The sequence below is a fragment of the Erysipelatoclostridium sp. DFI.2.3 genome, assembly GCF_019132535.1.
GTDB lineage: Bacteria > Bacillota_I > Bacilli_A > Erysipelotrichales > Erysipelotrichaceae > Clostridium_AQ > Clostridium_AQ innocuum.
On sequence record NZ_JAHOOJ010000016.1, the window covers coordinates 25,356 to 43,916 of the forward strand.

General features: G+C 45.2%; 17 protein-coding genes and 1 tRNA gene. 4 read left to right on the forward strand and 14 right to left on the reverse strand.

Features of this window, described 5'->3' with window-relative positions:
- Nucleotide 1: 1 nt before the first annotated feature.
- Together KSZ58_RS15605 and KSZ58_RS15610 are read right to left on the reverse strand one after the other, a co-directional pair.
- On the reverse strand, nucleotides 2-2,074 hold the full coding sequence (locus KSZ58_RS15605) for an RND family transporter (RefSeq protein WP_021421117.1): 2,073 nt from the start codon (nucleotides 2,072-2,074) through the stop codon (nucleotides 2-4).
- Nucleotides 2,075-2,095: 21 nt separating this feature from the next.
- A complete protein-coding gene (locus tag KSZ58_RS15610) occupies nucleotides 2,096-2,692 on the reverse strand; it encodes a TetR/AcrR family transcriptional regulator (RefSeq protein ID WP_009269626.1) in 597 nt (198 codons plus the stop codon).
- A gap of 848 nt (nucleotides 2,693-3,540) precedes the next feature.
- Between KSZ58_RS15610 and KSZ58_RS15615 the strand changes: the two genes are divergently transcribed.
- A tRNA-Val gene (locus KSZ58_RS15615) sits at nucleotides 3,541-3,616 on the forward strand.
- A gap of 516 nt (nucleotides 3,617-4,132) precedes the next feature.
- Here the strand turns inward: KSZ58_RS15615 and KSZ58_RS15620 are convergent.
- The 10 genes from KSZ58_RS15620 to KSZ58_RS15660 form a co-directional block, all read right to left on the reverse strand.
- Nucleotides 4,133-6,847, reverse strand: coding sequence for an InlB B-repeat-containing protein (locus KSZ58_RS15620; RefSeq protein ID WP_233104402.1), 2,715 nt, complete (start codon nucleotides 6,845-6,847; stop codon nucleotides 4,133-4,135).
- 45 nt (nucleotides 6,848-6,892) lie between these two features.
- The gene (locus tag KSZ58_RS22805; RefSeq protein ID WP_224727350.1) at nucleotides 6,893-7,594 is read right to left on the reverse strand and encodes a hypothetical protein; all 702 of its coding nucleotides are present in this window, start codon (nucleotides 7,592-7,594) and stop codon (nucleotides 6,893-6,895) included.
- 355 nt (nucleotides 7,595-7,949) lie between these two features.
- A complete protein-coding gene (locus KSZ58_RS15625) occupies nucleotides 7,950-8,756 on the reverse strand; it encodes an HAD-IIA family hydrolase (protein ID WP_008819630.1) in 807 nt (268 codons plus the stop codon).
- Between the two features lie 30 nt (nucleotides 8,757-8,786).
- The gene (locus KSZ58_RS15630; protein ID WP_008819629.1) at nucleotides 8,787-9,482 is read right to left on the reverse strand and encodes an L-ribulose-5-phosphate 4-epimerase; all 696 of its coding nucleotides are present in this window, start codon (nucleotides 9,480-9,482) and stop codon (nucleotides 8,787-8,789) included.
- Nucleotides 9,483-9,490: 8 nt separating this feature from the next.
- Nucleotides 9,491-10,780: a sn-glycerol-1-phosphate dehydrogenase gene (locus KSZ58_RS15635; RefSeq protein ID WP_009269630.1), complete on the reverse strand. Its 1,290-nt coding sequence runs from the start codon at nucleotides 10,778-10,780 to the stop codon at nucleotides 9,491-9,493.
- Between the two features lie 3 nt (nucleotides 10,781-10,783).
- Nucleotides 10,784-12,199 (reverse strand): PTS galactitol transporter subunit IIC, encoded by a 1,416-nt coding sequence (locus KSZ58_RS15640; RefSeq protein ID WP_009269631.1) that lies wholly within the window; start codon nucleotides 12,197-12,199, stop codon nucleotides 10,784-10,786.
- A gap of 50 nt (nucleotides 12,200-12,249) precedes the next feature.
- Nucleotides 12,250-12,552, reverse strand: coding sequence for a PTS sugar transporter subunit IIB (locus tag KSZ58_RS15645; protein WP_002607967.1), 303 nt, complete (start codon nucleotides 12,550-12,552; stop codon nucleotides 12,250-12,252).
- Nucleotides 12,549-13,031 (reverse strand): PTS sugar transporter subunit IIA, encoded by a 483-nt coding sequence (locus tag KSZ58_RS15650; protein ID WP_002607966.1) that lies wholly within the window; start codon nucleotides 13,029-13,031, stop codon nucleotides 12,549-12,551. Before KSZ58_RS15650 ends, KSZ58_RS15645 begins: the two co-directional genes overlap by 4 nt.
- Nucleotides 13,032-13,271: 240 nt before the next feature.
- A complete protein-coding gene (locus KSZ58_RS15655) occupies nucleotides 13,272-13,964 on the reverse strand; it encodes a LytTR family DNA-binding domain-containing protein (protein WP_008819625.1) in 693 nt (230 codons plus the stop codon).
- A 192-nt stretch (nucleotides 13,965-14,156) separates the two neighbouring features.
- A complete protein-coding gene (locus KSZ58_RS15660; protein ID WP_009269633.1) occupies nucleotides 14,157-14,438 on the reverse strand; it encodes a hypothetical protein in 282 nt (93 codons plus the stop codon).
- Between the two features lie 263 nt (nucleotides 14,439-14,701).
- On the opposite strand from KSZ58_RS15660, the gene KSZ58_RS15665 reads away from it, so the two are divergent.
- On the forward strand, nucleotides 14,702-14,938 hold the full coding sequence (locus tag KSZ58_RS15665) for a hypothetical protein (protein WP_175627924.1): 237 nt from the start codon (nucleotides 14,702-14,704) through the stop codon (nucleotides 14,936-14,938).
- A 69-nt stretch (nucleotides 14,939-15,007) separates the two neighbouring features.
- Here the strand turns inward: KSZ58_RS15665 and rhaD are convergent, their stop codons facing one another.
- Nucleotides 15,008-15,835 (reverse strand): rhamnulose-1-phosphate aldolase, encoded by an 828-nt coding sequence (gene rhaD, locus KSZ58_RS15670; protein ID WP_217752797.1) that lies wholly within the window; start codon nucleotides 15,833-15,835, stop codon nucleotides 15,008-15,010.
- 108 nt (nucleotides 15,836-15,943) lie between these two features.
- Nucleotides 15,944-16,972, reverse strand: coding sequence for a 2-hydroxyacid dehydrogenase (locus KSZ58_RS15675; RefSeq protein ID WP_008819621.1), 1,029 nt, complete (start codon nucleotides 16,970-16,972; stop codon nucleotides 15,944-15,946).
- 156 nt (nucleotides 16,973-17,128) lie between these two features.
- On the opposite strand from KSZ58_RS15675, the gene KSZ58_RS15680 reads away from it, so the two are divergent.
- Nucleotides 17,129-17,905: a DeoR/GlpR family DNA-binding transcription regulator gene (locus tag KSZ58_RS15680; protein WP_009269635.1), complete on the forward strand. Its 777-nt coding sequence runs from the start codon at nucleotides 17,129-17,131 to the stop codon at nucleotides 17,903-17,905.
- Between the two features lie 131 nt (nucleotides 17,906-18,036).
- Nucleotides 18,037-18,501, forward strand: a complete 465-nt coding sequence (locus KSZ58_RS15685) for a hypothetical protein (RefSeq protein WP_021421113.1) — start codon at nucleotides 18,037-18,039, stop codon at nucleotides 18,499-18,501.
- Nucleotides 18,502-18,561: the final 60 nt, after the last annotated feature.

Genomic DNA, 18,561 nt, shown 5'->3' on the forward strand with positions numbered 1-18,561 from the left:
CTTATTTCAGATTGGCTTTTGGCCAGCCCTTGGTTGTTTTCTCTATCAGCTTATGGAATATAATCAGCATAGCTGGCAGTACCAGCAGAATAGAAAGCATGGAAATCACTGCCCCGCGGGAGATTAGTGTACACAGACTCTTGATTAAATCCATTTTGGAAATAAAGGATACACCGATACATGCGGCGAAGAAGGACAGTCCGGATGTGATAATACTCGGTGCAGATTTTGCTGCCGCTTCCCTCGCGGCCTCTATAACCGTACTGCCGTTGCTGAGTTCTTCCTTATAGCGTGTTGTCATCAGGATGGCATAATCCACCGTCGCTCCCAGCTGAATTGTACCGATGACAATGCTGGCGATAAATGGAAGCGTTGTCCCGGTGAAGAATGGAATCCCCATATTGATACAGATTGCAAATTCGATGGAAGCTACCAGTATAACCGGTAGTGCAAGCGATTTGAAGGTGATAGCGATAATCAGAAAAATCGCGGCAACAGATAAGATATTCACCATTTTAAAATCAATATCCGTCGTAGTAATCAAATCACGGGTCAATGAGCCTTCCCCGGCAATCACCGCATGCTTATCGTATTTATGCAGTATCGTATCTATCTTATTCAGCTGTTCATCCTCTTCATCCGTTGCGGAACGATAGGTGCTGTTGACCAGGATCATCTTTCTGCCGCCATTCTGCAGGATGTTTTTCACTGCTGCAGGCTCTAGCTCATTCGGAATACCGCCGCCAATCAGACTCTCATAGGAAACGACGGAATAAACTCCCGGTAGTTCCTCCACAGAATCACAGATTTCCTTGATTTCATAATTTTCCAGCTTCTCGTCCACCAGTAGGAAATGCGTCGTCGTCATATGGAACTGGTCCTTCAGCTTATTCGTACCGATGACACTTGGAAAATCCTCAGGCATTGTCGCATTCAGATCGTAATAGACATTGGTATGTGCCTGTGCATAAATCATCGGAATGAAGATAACGACAAAGACCACCAGAATTGTTTTATAATGTCTTGTCAGAAAGCCCGGAAGCTTTTTCGGTTCCTTTAAAAGGATCGGGTGCTTCCATTTCTCAATATATTTATCGAACAGCATCAGCAGCGCGGGCAGGATGATGATAGTCGATAATACGCCGAATACAACACCCTTTGCCATAACGATACCGATATCCCTGCCCAGGGTCAGCTGCATTGCGCATAATGCCAGAAATCCAGCGACAGTCGTTATAGAAGAGCTGGTGATGGAGGTGAAGGTAGCCTGTATCGCATTTGACATGGCTTCATCACGATCACTGCTTTTCTTTTTTTCCTCCTGATAGCGGTGCAGCAGGAAGATGGAGTAATCCATCGTGACACCCAGCTGCAGGACCAGAGCCAGTGCCTTGGTGATATAGGATATCTGTCCCAGAAAGACATTGGTTCCGAAGTTGTAGACGATTGGGAAAACGATTCCCAAAACGAAGACAAACGGTGCTATGGAGGACTCCAGCCCCATAAACAATACAATCATACACAGGATGATGGCAGTTACGGCATACAGCGGAGTTTCCTCGTTCATCAAATCCTTGGTATCCTCAGTGATGGCGGAAAAGCCGCCCAGATAGCATTCACGATCGGCATAGCCCTTGATGGTTTTAATGGCATCCATCGTACGCTGGGATGAGGTTTCCTCCTGAAATGTGATTACCATCAGTGTTCCCTTATCAGAATACAGCATCTCACGAACATCCTTTGGCAGTATCTCCTTGGGAATGCTGATATCCAGAACATCATCTCTCCACAGGACATCCTTAACGCCGTCAATCGCCTTGACCTCCTTTTTTAATTCCGATACATTCTTATCCGGCATATTCTCAACGACCAGCATACCGGTGCTCGCCAGATTGAAGTCATCACTCAGTGACTTCTGTCCGATCATGGACTCGGCATCCTGCGGCAGATAGCTCAGCAGGTCATAATTTACTTTCGTACGCGCATATCCGATAACACTGGGTATCAGCAGCAGTACGGCAACAAGCAGAATCAGATTTCTTTTCTTTACAATAAAATCAGAAAGCTTCTTCATACATTTCATCTCCAATCTTGTTTATGATCGTTCGATCATTTTGCGAATCGTAGTAAACAGCATTGGCTTCAGCTGTTCGATATCGTCCGGCTGATGCAGCACGATTGCAGTATAGCACAGGGTAGAAACAAGCTCTAAAATCATAAACAGCAGCTGATAGGCTTCACTTCGGGTATACCCGAGTGTTACCAGAAAGTCACAGTAGCTGTTCATATGCACTGCCACCTCATAATTGTCATCCTCCTTCAGCTTTCCGCCAACAAGATTCCAGGACAGGTTTTTCTGAATAAGCTTGATAACCTCCGGATGTCTGCAGAAATAGGCGATGACATGGTCGATCAGAAAAATCAGTTCGTCAATTTTATCATCAATTCTTTGCCGCTTGGCTTCAAGGAGTGCGTCGTTAATGATCGAGGAGCTTTCCTTTACGATGAGATGATTGATCAGCTGCACCTTGTCATGAAAGTAAAGGTAGAACGTACCCTTGGCAACTCTCGCTTTTTGGGCGATCTGATCAATGGAAATCTGATGCACCTCATTGCAGGAAAACAATGCAAGTGCGGCTTCTTCAATCCGTTTCTTTTTCTCACTCTTGTTCAATAGTACCTTGTTCTTCATATGCTTCTCTCCCGTTTTCGCTGAATGACGATTCGTCATTTTTTTCTAACCGATGAAAAGGATATTGCAAAAATGACGATTCGTCAATAATTTATATGCGGCTTTGAAGCAGGTTCTCTATACAATTTCTGATTTTTGTCTAAATGCTTAACATTTGTTTTTCTTATGACCTATTTTTCATCGTACCTTACAGTGGCTTTATCTGGAGGTGTTTGCTTTTGTGCGTGAACATCTCCAGCTTTGATTTTCACAGCTCATAAATGACTGAAACCAGATAGCAGCTAATAAAAGGATTAAGCAGATATTCTTTCATTCACGATAAAAACACTAGTAAGCACAAAAATCATTTAATATAAAAATGTTTCTTTTTTAGGAGTTTCATCCTTTTTCCACGTATGTAATAGTGTAAAGCATAGGACTGCATAGGAAGTGATACCTATGCTTACAAAAGATGTAATCGGAAACAAAGAAATAAACGTGGAGGTGCAGGAACGGCTAACATATGATAACGATATTTTTTAAGTTTGCTCTTGGTTCGGAGGATGAAGATGCTGCGTTTATCTGTAACACCGTTATTAAACGAGTGACAGGGATTCCCCCTAGGGAGAGCACTGTATTGAACCTCAGTCTGGATCCGCTATCATCAAAAAGAAAAAAATGGTATAGGACCTCCGTGTAAAGAGCATGAAACAGAAAAATGCATGTTTTCATTACAAATTGCTTCTTTGAATCAGGTTTATACTATTCATATAGACTGTAGCCAGTAACAAATAAATACAAATATTATGATTTCACAAAAAAAGTAATTGCAATTTAAAATCATTCATGGTATTATAGTTAACGTTGATGGAGGCTTAGCTCAGTTGGGAGAGCGTCTGCCTTACAAGCAGAGGGTCGGGGGTTCGAGTCCCTCAGCCTCCACCATGAATAAACGTGAAACGGACTCTAACCTTATCAATAAGGCAAAGCCGTTTTTTTTTATATTTGCTTTCAAGTTCTTTGGATGCGTGGTATCCGGTTACGGGGAAAGCAAAATCTGCAGGTTTCTCTCTATGGATGAGCTTATACAACAGAGCTTTTCTTAGATTCTGAGTTTGCGCTACGAATCATACTCTTTGATCATACACTTGCATTAAAAAAGCGAAAGGATATAAATTTCTATGAATAGCAAAACTATATTCCTTTATAGTAGCTTCGCCGGTTTTTGAATTCTTATAGCTATATCGCTGTCTACATATAAGCTGATTTTCGTAATTTTTCAGAGGTTGCTGAAACAAAGGTAAGCACGCTGTATGTTTTTTCTGGCGTTTCACATTATAAAAAGGGAATCCGAATTTCTATTGTTAAACACAATAGCTTTGAATTCCCTTATTTTTCATAAAGAGAGCATGAACAGCTTAATTTTCAAGCAGCTTTTGTACTTGCTTTTGCATGAATCGCCTATTTTCTCCACCCTGCATAAAAGGTTTTATTACCAGTAGTTCCCTTTTTAATAGCGGTTACCTTCTTTTTACAGGCAGCATCCGTATACCAGCCTGTGAATCGATACCCTTTTCTGCTTGGGTTTTTTAGCTTCACAGAGGATGTGATCGAGTATTTGGCAGGATTGGATTTCGTATTCTTCCCGCCATTCAGCTTATACGTGATACGGTAGCTGTTTTTGCTCCATTTCGCATACAGTGTTTTGTTTCCGGTTGTTCCTTTTTTGATTGTCTTGATCCGTGTCCGATAGCGGCTGTCACTGTACCAGCCCTTAAAGGAATAGCCCTTACAGCTTGGATTTTTCAAGGAAATGGAGGAAGTCACAGCATAAGTGGATGGATTGGACTTTGTATTTTTACCACCGTTCAGCTTATAGGTGATGCGGTAGGAAGTGGCGCTCCACTTCGCATACAGTGTCAGATTTCCGGTTCTTTTCTTGATGCTGGTTACCTTGTTCTTATATTTACTGTCGCTGTACCAGCCCTTGAAGGAATACCCCTTACGGCTTGGGTTCTTCAAGGAAATGGAAGAAGTCACAGAATAGGTGGATGGATTGGACTTCGTATTTTTCCCGCCATTCAGCTTATAGGTGATGCGGTAGGTGTTCTTGCTCCACTTCGCATACAGCTTCTTGTTTCCCTTGGTTCCTTTTTTATAGGACGTTACTCTCGTCTTATATTTGCTGTCGGAGTACCAGCCCTTAAAGCTGTATCCGCTGCGGGTAGGATTGTACAGCTTGACTGCCTGATTGTAATACACGCTGACATTGAAATTATGATTGCTTCCGCCATTGAGCACATAGCTGATACCATAGCCGCTGAAAATTCTGCTTGCTGCTTTTACCTTGCTGCCATCCTTTGCCTGTACAGTGATCGTAGCTGTTCCAAAGCCCTTCGCATAAACCTTTCCACTGCTGCTGACCGTAAGGATATTCTTGTTGCTGGATGTCCAGGTAAGACCTTTGTTCGATGCATCCGATGGAGATATGGACGCCGACAGCTGCAGATAGCTGCCCTTGGTCATATTCGCGGATGCCTTATTCATTTTCAATGCGCTGACCGGGTTGGTGACCGTCACAAGAACCATATCACCGCCGTTGTTATACGATGAGTTCAGCGTGATGGATATTACGCCTTCCCTGAGTGCTGTTATGACTCCCTTTTGATTCACAGAAGCGATCTTCGGATCGACGCTTTCCCACTTGAAAGCGACATCTACGCCTGTAGGACTGTAGGCTGTATAGTTCAGCTGATAGGACTGCCCTCTTTTCAAATTCAACGATGATTCCTGAATATTCACCTCCACCGGAGGAACATTTACATTGATTTCGCAAAACGTTCTGATATTCTCATTATCATCCGACGTTGCATAGATGTAGGCAAACCCCGGTTTCAGAGTCTTATAATGGCCGTTTTGATCCACGGTCACAACACTGGTGTTTGAACTGTGCCAGATCACCTTCTGATTGGTCGCATCCTGTGGATACACCGTTGCCTTTACATCTCCTGTATTTGTAACAAATACCGCATGAGCCGTGCTGTCTAATTGTATATGATCAACAGCGATTTTCACTGTAATCCTACACTCGGCACGTATGCCGTTCTTCATAACAGCTGAAATCACTGCAGTTCCACTCTTCAGGGCGGTAACCCTGCCTTTTTCATCCACAGAGGCAACTGCAGAGTTGCTTGATTTCCATGCAATGGATTTGTCCGTTGCATTTGCAGGCTGTATATCTGCCTGCAGGGCTACCGATTCATCCGGATGCAGGGTTGCACTTTGCTTATTCAGCTTCAGGGAAGTAACCGGAATATCCTTCACGGTTACTTGAAACGATGTTTTTGCGCCATGATAGCTGACAGTGATCGAATGATTTCCGGCAGTCAAAGCGGTATTCTCCACCCTGTATGCCGTGTTTTCCCTCTTAGAGCCGTCCGCATATACAGCCTCTATGCGCATTCCCTTCAACGATACTTTCTCTCCGGTTATATACTCCAGTTTATCGGGAGGCGTAAGCATATGCAGTGATACAGGAGTTTCCCGTTCTACTGCAATATCGTTTTCTGCCGGCATCCCAAACGGGAGCTTCCATGTGATATTTACGGTATCCTTTTCTCCGATGTTCACAATACCGGCGTCAAAACGCCCTCGATAATCGGTTTGCATTTCTTTTCCCTCCACCGCAATCGTGATGTACGGCAGGGACACACCCTTAAGCGCCACATCCCCGTTACGGGAAGCCGTGAGCGTCTGATCAATGCGAACCGGAACCACCGCTACCGGCCGGTTGGTTGCCTGAACACTGTGAATACTATTTGTTCCTGACCACATAAACGTACCCTGTGTGTTGTTATAGCCTGTCGTACTCATTTTGCAGAACACGGTTCCATCAACCTGAATACCTTGGGAACGCAATACACCCAGTACATAGACATTCCCTGTCACATGCACATTTTTCATTGTAAGAAAAGCATTTTCCCCGACATACAAATCCCCATCGTAAACATAATCATTTACTGTTTTAGAATCCGTAATATAAAATACATTGCTCAGTCCCTGGGCGACATCCGGATCAGGCACTACCTGAAATCCCTGTGCAGACATATCCAAATAGCGCATATTCTCATAGGAAGATGAAAGTAAAGGCTGATTGATATAGTTCACAAAATTCATTTTGTAATCCCACAGAGCTACTGAATAAATGGTCCAGTTTCCTTCCTACAGATCGCTGTCTGTAGGAATTGTCAATTCATATACCGTTTGATCCTGCGAATATTCCACGTTTTTCCTCAACGCCTTACCCCTGGGAGAATGCAGGGTGATTGAAATTCTTTTGATTCCACTCATATCATCACTTGCATCAAACTGATATTTAATTGCGGAACCAGGATAGACTTCTTTTGTCAAAACGGAAATTCCGTGCAGCTCCGGCCTTGTAATATCGGCGCCTGTTGAATCTGTAACCGTTACATCCAGAGGGGAAAAGTCATATGCATATATCGCATAGCTTGGCAGGTCAACGGTATTATATACCAAAATTCTGTCTCCATTTTCCAGGCCTGCATCGATACGATCAACCCTCCATATGCCGTCTTCCTCATCCTCAGACGTTTGAAATATGCCTGTGTATCGTCCGTTTCCGTCATATTTCATAGTTACCCCTTTTTCCTTTTTTGTAATCGGGGCAGTCAGATGTATTGTTATTCTGGAGCTCATCGGTTTTTCACTTTGTACATCTATTGTGTACGTAACAGCCTCTTTTGCTTTCACCGTGTTGGATGATACACCGATATTCGTAATCTCAAAAGGCAGGGCTTTCTTCTGCTCAACAACCTCCTGTGCCTTCATGCTCTGCGGCATACAGGACACTGCCAGAGCCAGGGCTAGTGCCAGCTTTCGCCATTTCATTTTCTTTTTCATGTAATCCCTCGTTTCACCATCTACCATCAGTATACTCCAACCTTTGATAAATAGAAACATCTTCTGATGGACTTTAAAAGCAAATGCGGTTTTGTTCACTGAGAAATCGCAGATCAATGCATGGGTTCATAGCGGGCAATCATGATTTATGAAATCATTGTCATACAATTAATTTGACTTCTTTCCCCTTTTCTTTGCTGTTTATATGCAAGACAGATCGGTGAATAGGAATTGAATGTGCATCTGTATGTAACGGAAGAATGCAAAAGAATCCCCTGTCTGTGCAAGAGGATTCCTTCCTTGTTTTTATGGAACGCATTCCTTTGATAGAAAGCCATATGACGCATGCGGTTTCCTACAGCAGCTTTGCGAGTTCTCCGATATCCTCGATCACGATATCCGGCGTTACCTCGCTCTTTTCGATATCCGCTTCCTTCGTTTCTCCGCTCATCACCAGAATGCTGGTAACCGCACTGTGATCCGCTACGGCGATATCCGTATACAGACGATCCCCGATAATGGCAATCTGGTTTGCGTCAAGACCGGTTTCCTTAATGATGTATTCCAGTGTTTTCGGACTCGGCTTTCCGAAGAATTCCGGATATCGACCGGTACTTGCTTCGATCAGCCTTGCCATGCTTCCGCAGTCCGGGATAAAGGTATCGTTTTCCATGGGACAGTTGAGATCGGGATTGATGCCGTAGTATGCGGCTCCCTCCCGGATGAAATGACAGGCCTTTGACAGCTTATCGTAGGTCAGTGTCGTATCAAAGCCCAGAACAACGATATCCGGATGCTCCTCATCCAGCTGCCAGCCATGATGTTGAAACTCTGCCTGCAGGGCAGGTGTCCCCACCACATACACGCGTTTTCCCGCATGATGCTCCTTCAGCCAGCGCAGGATGACATGGGTGGAAATCATCATCTGCCGCTGTTCGATATCAATGCCCATGCTATGCAGCTTATCGATATATGTCTTAACGTCCTTTGAGGAGTTGTTTGTAAAGAAATAATATGCTCTCCCGCTTTGTTTTACCGTATCCAGAAAGCTGCGGGTATAGGGGAACAATGCATTCCCTAAATAAATTGTTCCATCCATATCCAGAATGAATGCCCGTATGGGCTTCATCGCTTCCTGGATCTGTTTCTTATCTCGTATCATAATATCCATCCTTAATACGGCTTGCAGGGTCTACTGTCCATAATAGGCATTGGGACCGTGCTTCCGTTTGAAATGCTTATCCAGCAATACCTGCTGCATCGGCTGTACCGCGTTGTCCTGCAGCATGATGCTGACAAATGCCATCGCAGCACATTCTTCCATCACAACTGCATTATGCACCGCTTCAAAGGGGTCTTTTCCCCATGCGAAAGGTCCATGGCTGTGTACAAGCACGCCCGGCATCGTATCTGGATTCAGGTTTCCCTTTGTGAAGGTTTCCACGATCACATGTCCGGTTTCCAGTTCATATTCTCCGTGAATTTCCGCTTCACTCATGAGTCTGGTGCATGGAATATCTCCATAGAAGTAATCCGCCTGCGTAGTCCCTAATGCAGGGATTGCTCGTCCTGCCTGCGCAAAGGCGGTTGCCCAGCGGGAGTGTGTATGCACCGCTCCGCCGACATTGGGAAAGCTCTTATAAAATGCAAGATGCGTCATCAGATCACTGCTTGGCTTCAGCTTTCCTTCCACCACGTTTCCATCCAGGTCGCACAGCACGATATCCTGTGCCGTCATATGATCATATTCCACACCGCTCGGTTTGATGGCGACGATTCCCATGTCACGATCAATTCCGGATACATTTCCCCAGGTAAAGGTGATCAGTCCGTGCTTGGGAAGCAAGAGATTCGCCTCCAGCACACGCTGCTTTAATTCTTCCAGCATAGTGATTCCTACCCTTCTGTGATTTCATCATAGAAATCGTAGAATTTCAACAATCGCATGAAGGTCAGCCGCTGACGGACATACGGACTCAGACGCTGTGTTGTCGTTTTCAGTGCCTCATCAAGTGTCAGCTCCTGCATCGTCGTCAGACCGTGTACCTTTTTCATCCATCCGATCATGGTTTGGGCATCCGGCAGGTCTGCGAGAATCGTCAGGATATCCGCTTCCTTCTCCTTCAGCATGTTCCCGGTGATATCTGCCATCAGATTCGGTGTGTTTTCCTTCAGAATCTCCTCCTGCAGGACAGGACTGGTGATATTGGCTTTGATGAACTCTGTTTCCAGCTCCATGTGATCCTTCACCTGATAGCCTCCCGCACGCAGCTTCTGTTCTGCTTTCTTATAAACTGCCGTGGCCATACAGAGTCCGACACCGACCTTTTCTCCGTGATAGTAATCGATCGGTTCATTGATTGCGGACATTTCCCACAGATGGGACATATGATGCTCCGCTCCGGATGCCGGACGGGAGTTTCCAATCATCTGCATGGCTATGCCACTCAATAACAGACCATACATCAGATTTTCATAGGCGCTCAGATCATGGTTGCGGATACCATCCAGATTCTCACAGAGCTCCTTCAATACCTTATATTCCATATCGACGACGGTATCGCAGATATATTCACCGGTTAGGGCATGCGCGATTCTCCAGTCACACAGTGCCGTAAATTTTCCCAGCAGATCAGCGACGCCGCTTGCGGTCAGACGAAGCGGTGCCTTTGAAAAGATTTCACTGTCCGCCAGCACAAAGCGCGGAGATACCGCCGTAAAGCTTTTCTTAAAGCCGTGCCATGTCATGGCGGCAACGGTGGAAACATAGCCGTCCACACTGGCAGCCGTTGGAATACTCAGAAACGGAAGCTTTTTCTCATACGCATGATAGCGGGTAATGTCATGAATCGTTCCTGAGCCTGCCGCAATCAGAAAGTCAATTCCCGCATATTTGTCCAGCTGCTTCTGTGCAGCCTCCACGCCATGCTCATCCGCATGCAGATTTTCAGGGTTCAGCCGGATGGTGATGATACCGGGAAGAAGCTCCTCCACGAGCTTTCCTGCCGCTGCATACGTATTGTCATCGCACAGCATGGCAATCGTTTTGTATTCACTGTAATATGTTTTCATGATGTGAGGAAGGCGCTGTATGGCGCCCTTCTCAATAATCATATCATCTACAACAATTTCATGTGTTCTTCCGCAGGCACACGGCTTACGGAATTTCTGTACATTAATATTCATAGCCTAAGCCTCCGCCTCTGCATTTTTCATTGCCTGTGTTTCCAGATACTCCTCTACGTTTTTCTGTTTCATGCGGTATCCGGCATAGCAGACCACATATGCGGCGACGGCGACACCGATCCATAGCGGACTTCCGCTCAGGAAGGCGAGGAAGATCAGCCCCATCAGCGGTTTTCCCAGTATATTGAAGCTGGTAATCATGGCAGCACCTGCCGGTATCGCATAGCCTGCGCCCTTGGCAACCTCAGTAAACAGCGGTGCTGTATACGTACACATCAGTAAGCCGACACTGAACCAGATGGCACCGGTAACGATGACCTTTGCCATGTTTCCGTTGAATACGGCAACAAGTCCCTCTACCATATAAGGAATTGCGACCAGATCGACAACCGGCAGTGTCTGGTTGCCAGGCAGGAAGAATGCGATCAGTACCATGACCGGCATCAGCAGCAATCCACATGTCAGCGTTGCAGGCTCTCCATAGCCGACAGCATCATTGACGGCGATATACCATTCGCGATCTCCGGTATTGCCCATGAATTTACGGGCACCCTCGGTGATCGGCGCAAATGCCTGTGCAAAGAACCCTGTGATTTTCGGGAAGATGGCCATAACCGCAGCCGTGGCAACAGCAGCCGTCAGCACAGATCCCCAGCCTGCCATAGAGCCAAGATTGGACAGGTTCCCCAGAATACCGATAATACCGCCCAATACAAAGCCAATGGTCATCGGTTCCCCCATGAATCCGATTTTCTGCTGGATCGTCTGCGGATTCAGCTTCAGCTTGTTGAAGCCGATTGCATTCAGAATCGGATCGAAGACAATGGCGAAAATACCCGGTTCAATGTTATGCATAGCAATGATGGTGCAGTTTGGATACTGATAATACGTAGACCAGCGTTTTGCCAGCATATCGGATATCAGCAGAGAATACAGGTTCAGCAGCACCATGCAGGCGATGCCCAGTGCAAAGTTGTCTGTCGCAAAGATAACCATGGCTCCCCATACCATATAGGAATAGTTGTTCCATAAATCAGAGGGCTGGAAGCACTTTGTCCATTTGATCAGAAACAGCACTGTCTGTAATACAATACCGAGTCCCAGATAGATCATACCGGCACTTGTCGAGAACGCTACCAGACTGGTTGCCTGCCAGCCGACATCGAATACATTCAGATTTACACCGGTGATGTTGACCATGGCATCCGCCATATTCTTTACCAGCGGGGTGATGATCGGTGTGAATGCGCCCACCATCAGAGAAATACCCTCCAGAGATACTCCGGCATATAAGGCGGAAAGGAAGGCCTTCTGCGGTTTGACACGGAAGAACAATGCGATGATTCCGATGATGACCGGTACGATAATCGCAGCCCCAAAGTTGTCAATCATCGATTTCAAAAATTCTAATATAACCATACGTTTATCTCTCCTTTATAAATTATGCTGCGTACTGCGAAGTCGAATGCCTATTTCCCTATTGACTGCAGTGCCTTGAGGAAGTCCTCGAAGAACTTGTCCTCTCCCATTCCTGTGATGCAGGCAAAGGCATTGACACAGGGAATCCCATAATCTCCCTTAGGAAGCGGTGAGGTGTGTGCGATAATGTCAAAGCGTTTTGACTGCGCCAGATTTAAAGCCTCGGTCGGTTTTGCCTCGGTAGCACTTACCTGATAGCCGTGCTCGGACAAACGGTCCTTCAGCTTAGCGGCCACCATGCTGCTGGTGACGGTTCCCGAACCACAGATTGATAGAATGTTTACTGATTTCATAAGTTTTCTCCTCCTATTTCTATTTCCTTCTGTTTTACTATATCTATGACCTCGTCGGCACTGGAGGCCTGATAGATCTTCTCCAGAACGGCGTTGTCCTGTATGATACGCAGAATCTGCTGCAGCTTCTTAATGTGGTTTTTGGGATCCTCAATCGCCAGCATGAAGACAACCTTCACCTCTACCTGTGTATCATCACTGCCCATTTGAATGAACGTTACCGGATGCTTCAGTGTCATGATTCCTTCAGTTTCATGCAGTACATAGCCGGCATCCGTATGCGGTATTGCGACACCGAATCCATTGATATCCAATCCGGTTGGAAACTGTGCCTCTCTTTGTTTCAGGGCCTCCACATAATCGCTTCGGCTGTAGCCCTCGTTTATGAAGCAGGTGCCCAGCTGATCAAAGATATCATTGGCATGCCCTGCTTCCGCCTGTAGGTGAATCAGTTTTTTATCTAAGTCTTCCCAAATCATTTCCATACTCCTTTTTGTCGATCATGAGGGATGCCTCCCCTTCATGTATCCCGCTGTTTCTATCCACCTACAGTGTAATGCAAAAAGCGCTTTCATAAAAGAGTAAAAGACTGCGCAGAGGATTGCAGAGTTTTGAACAGTGGAATTCTTTGCACAGCAGGCATACTGCAAACTGTACCATAGAAAAAGACCCTGTATCAGCGTACAGCGTCTTTTTGTGACATGAATAACAGCCGGGATTTACATGAGGCTATCATAATATTTTTGGTATTTTTCTTTGAATTCCTTCCGCTTCAGCAGACTGACACGAATCGATTCCTCCTTCAGCTGCAGTGTATGCCCCGCTTCATAGTAATAGCCGCAAGACGGATTGATGAGCAGACCGTTTTTCGGACAGACAAAATAATCATCGTATATGCGCTGAAAATCCTGCAATCGCATGGAACAGGTATAGCGTGTATTTCCCATGTCCAGACAGAGCTGCTTTTTTATAACGCTCACTTTATGGATTTTATAAATCGGTACAGCGATGCTTTTTTCCCCTTCTTTTACATGGATGCGTATATTGATGTAATTCAGGCGGCGTTCCAGACGCTGAAGCAGCGGCAAAAGCTCCTGATCCAGTTTGGATTTGGGAAGAAAGGTAAAGGCGGAAAACTGCTGGGTGCGCTCAATGGCGAAATTATCCAGCGAGGACATGAGTATGATAATGGCATCCGGATTTTCCTTATAAATCATATTTCCGATTTCTATACCGGAGTGAACCGGCATCATCAGATCGCTGAGATAGGCATCATAGGTGCCCTTTAATGCATAGCTTGCGTCATTGGCGATATCAGCATGAAAGGCGGGATGCAGGGCTTCAATTTTCTTTTTGATTTCCTTTGCCTGTTCTCTTTTGTCATCAATAATCAGTATAGTATAGTGCTGCATAAGTACCTCCCTGTCGGCATGGTGTTGCCTTGTTTCCAGTTATATGGTGAAGCACACAGGATAGAGGAGGGCTTCCTTTATGGATACATTCAGGTGCCGGCTTCTGTCCTTCGTGCGTTATATATACAATAGCATAATTTGAAAAGATGAAAAGGCTTTTGGGACAAGCGGTATGCCACAGGTATCATTCGGTCATTTTAAGGTGTAAAAAGCTATCTGATGAAAAATCTGTTGTATCGCCTGTACATCATTCATCACCGCTATATCAAATACACCGGGACTTATACCTTCGATACCACTTCTCAGTTGCTCTGCCGCAGCCGCCTGATCATCCACAATCAATAAGGTATATGTTCTCATTTGTCTCTTCCTCCACCTATCATCGTCTTCATCATAAACATTATGACCATAAAAGTAAATAAAATTGGGACAAGCGGTCGATTTAGGTAGGAAACGGTAAAAAATAAAAAGCATAACTGGCTCTCCTCCTATTCTGATAACACATAGACCGTTCCCTCCCGGATAGATACCATTCATCCCCTACATATTTACATTTTCTACATTCCATGTAAAATAAACATAGGGAAGTAGATGATAAGGTAGTGGTTTTCCCCTTCTGTAAATCAAATCATTTTCCTGTTTGCAGCTATCTGCGTACCTGATGATGTTCAATGCCCAACCATTTAGTTACGCAGCAGGCATGCGAAAGCTTATATAAATAGAAACGGAGGATCTTTATGTCAAATTTTAAAAAAATAGTATTGCCTTTTCTGCTTCTCTGCTCATTGGGGACACTGGCTATTTCCATGGTATTCTTATGGACGAGCGGAATCGCCCTGGATGAGATGATCAGTGTCACAGAATATTTCGATTCCTATGGGATGCTGTACTGGCTTCTGTTGCTTATCTCTATCCTTTCATCACTTTCCTGCATCATACTGCTTGTGGCTAGAAACAGGTCCGTTCAGAAGTAAAAGAGGTTAACTGTTAGCGGTATGAAAAAACTCCGGTCAAACATAGGTCATGACCGGAGTTTTATTTATCTACTTTTTGTAAAGGAAACGTTCATCCAGTGTTACTTGGAACGCTTCCTGCAAATCACGGAAGCCCTCCACAGGAATCGTCTGAAGCTTATCCTGTCGGCAGGAATGCACCTTGATCCACATCTCGGCACTCTTTTCAATCGTATGCATCAGACCAAAGGTGGAATCAAAATCCACGCCGCTGCAGAACATTCCATGATGTGCCCATATGACTGCATTATAGGTTTCCATCAGCCTGCTTGTGACAACGGCAATCTCGCGACCTCCCGGTACCATCCACTCCACGACACCGATCCCCTCAGGAAAGATGATCGGACATTCCGTCATCATCTCCCAAATCTCTCTTGTGATAATTTCCGACTTCAGCGGAAGCAGAAAGGTAAGTGCAATCACATTGGGACAGTGACAGTGATAAATCACGCGGTTTTCATTATTTGTAAGCTTTGCCTTGACTGCCATATTCATAAGATGCGTAGGCAGCTCACTGGTAGGACGGCCTCCGTTTTCAAGACCCCAGCGGATACGATACTTTGTACCGGTAGAATCAACCTGTATGATGCCTATTGTATGCCGGGAATCCTTTTTCATATTGTGAAAATACTTTCCCGTGCCGCTGATTAGAAAATATTCATTTGCAAGGTTGTCCACATTGGTACCAATCGGCAGCCATTCCCCTTTATCGTGCAATTCATCTTTTACATCCGCAACATTTTCCGGCTTCATCCAATAGGTGAAATTCCCGCCGTTGCGCTCATGCCAGCCCAGTCTGTCGCCATAATCCGCCATAACAATATATTCATTTAAAAATGATGTTTCTTCTACTCTCATATGTTTTCTCCTCTCATATCCCACAGGATAGCAAGCAGCTGTAAGCCATCCTTATCTTAAATCATGCATAAGACATTGCCCTCTGTGTGCATGGCAATCATATAGGACTTATATCATGTATTTTGTATGTCCTGTTTGCACTGCCTCCTGCAGCTGTTCCAGCAGCAGCTCCGGACTGCGCTCATAGGAATCCAGAGTATCCCCGCCGCGATGATTGGTAAGTGTGCAGTTATCCAGCTGTACGACAGCATCTTCTTTAGTCAGCGGCTCCTTCGGAAATACATCGATTGCAGCCCCCATGATGCTGCCGTTTTGCAGCGCCTCCTCCAGCGCCGGCATATCCACCAGTACCGCTCTTGCCGTATTGATCAGATAGCTGACCGGTTTCATAAGCTTCAATTCCTCACGCCCGATAATTGGGGGATCATTGGGTCCGATGCGACCGTGAAGGGATACGATATCACTTTCCTGTAACAGGGTTTTCTTATCAACCGCGATACAGCCAAGTCGCTCAATCACAGATGCATCCAGATAGGGATCATGTACCATGATGCTGCATCCAAACGGCTGCAGGCGCTGTGCGACAAGCTGACCGATTGCACCAAAGCCAATCAAACCTACCGTCATACTTCTAAGCTCCCGTATCGATCCGGTATTCGGATAGGATTCTCTCCAGATACCCTCGCGCAGGGAGCGATCTGCTCTTGTCACATTTCGTGTTTCACAGATCATTAACCCAACCGTCAGCTCAGCAACGGCAAAGGCGTTGTGCATGGGACAGTGAATAACTCTGATTCCTTTTTTCTTTGCACTTTCCACCGCGATGTTTTCCACACCGCCCCTTGCCGTAACAATATACTTCAAGTGCGGTGCCTGCTCAATGATATCCTTTCCCACCGGACACATATGAACGAAGATCACGTCCGCATCCAGCATAGCCTCCTTCAATTCCCCTTCGACTGCATATGCCTCACTTCCCTTTGTTTCAATCTTGCGAATCAGCGTACGTGTAGATACACGGTCCAGATCCGCCTTCCATGAAAAGCCCTGATAGGAACAAAACAGTGCGTGATGTTTCAATACCCTAGCGAATGCCTCCTCTGACAGAAACATATCTCCAACAGCAACACATTTCATATACATTCCTCCTAATTGTTCGTTTCACACATTCATCATAGTACAAAAATGAAAATTCAGAAACACTATTCATGTTTATTGTTTATATTTCATCTTTTTTTTAATTTTATTGTTCGAAACGAACATTTTATGATATAGTGAAGGCAGGTGATAACAATGACAAAACAGGAACGGCAGAAAGCAATACTTGCGCTTTTGCAGGAAAAAGGAGAGCTTCACGTACAGACGATATGCCGAAGCTTCCACATAGTGGCCATGACCGCTCGTCGTGATCTCATGGAGCTGGAACAGATGGGAGCATTGATTCGAACACATGGAGGTGCCATTGCAAAGGAAAAGAAAACCTTTGATGCGCAGACACCGTTTGCAAAGCGCCGTAAGCTGCATACAGAGAAAAAGCGGCAGCTTGCCCATATTGCAAGAGGCTTTCTGAAGGAGCATGATCGTATTTTTCTTGCCAGTGGCTCTACGATGGATATGTTTGCGTCTGCCCTTCTGCACTACCTGCCATTGACCGTCGTAACCGATGCTGTGAATGTGGCATATGAATTGTATCAGGATTCCAGATTAACCATTTTTATGCTCGGTGGTGAACTGCGCAGCAATTCCCTCACGCTGACCGGTCCGATTGCACAGACAAATCTAAAACAGTTTCAGCTGTCAAAGGCCTTTTTAAGTGTGAATGCGATAGATGAAAAGGGAAACCTGTATACCGACAGTGTGGTGGAAAGCGGTCTGCTGGAAACACTGTTCTCCATTGTGGAGGAGGTCTATGTCCTGTGTGATTCCAGTAAGCTGAACAGCCGTGATTTCATTGCAATATCTCATGAACAGAGCTATACGCTTATCACAGATCAGGACGCGGATGAAAGTCTGCTGGAGGCATATCGGCAATGCGGTATCCGCGTGGTGAAAGCTGCACCACAAATTTAATTTCATAAGCTCAGATTTTATTGTTATGCATCATTTTACAATTAGCCCGAAAAATGAGGAGGATCTGATTTTCTATGGTATAATACTAGATATAGTTCTAATCACTGAACAGAAAATAGGGAGGAAATGTTATGAAGAAAAAGCTTTTACCATGTGCTGCACTTATGGCAGCCTGTCTTGCCGTATCCATGCCGATCGGTGCAAAAGAAAATCCGGAGCCATGGAGCAATACCTTGTCACAATCGGAAGAACATGTAATTAAGGAAACCGGAATTGATAAGCGCTTTGATATTGGTAAAACCGTATCCGTAAGGCTGGATAGTGCATATGTGACAAAGGACACAAAGGTTCAACTGACAGAAAATTCACTTTACAAAAAGGTTGGGAAACTGATTCCTGCACCATTCCACTTTCGCAGTGTTACCATAACCAAAAAATCGGGAGAGCTTATAGAATTTCCGGATACGCTGCAATTTCAGGAAAACAGCGGCTCCTTATCCCTGCATGGTCAGCTGCAATGTATCGAAATAAACCGTATGGATATAACGGGGGATACGATGGCTGCGACCTATACGGGAGTTCTGGTGGCAGAATAATAAAAAAGCTTTCAGATGCGTATCGCAGCTCTTCTGAAAGCTTTTTATTTTATGTGTGAT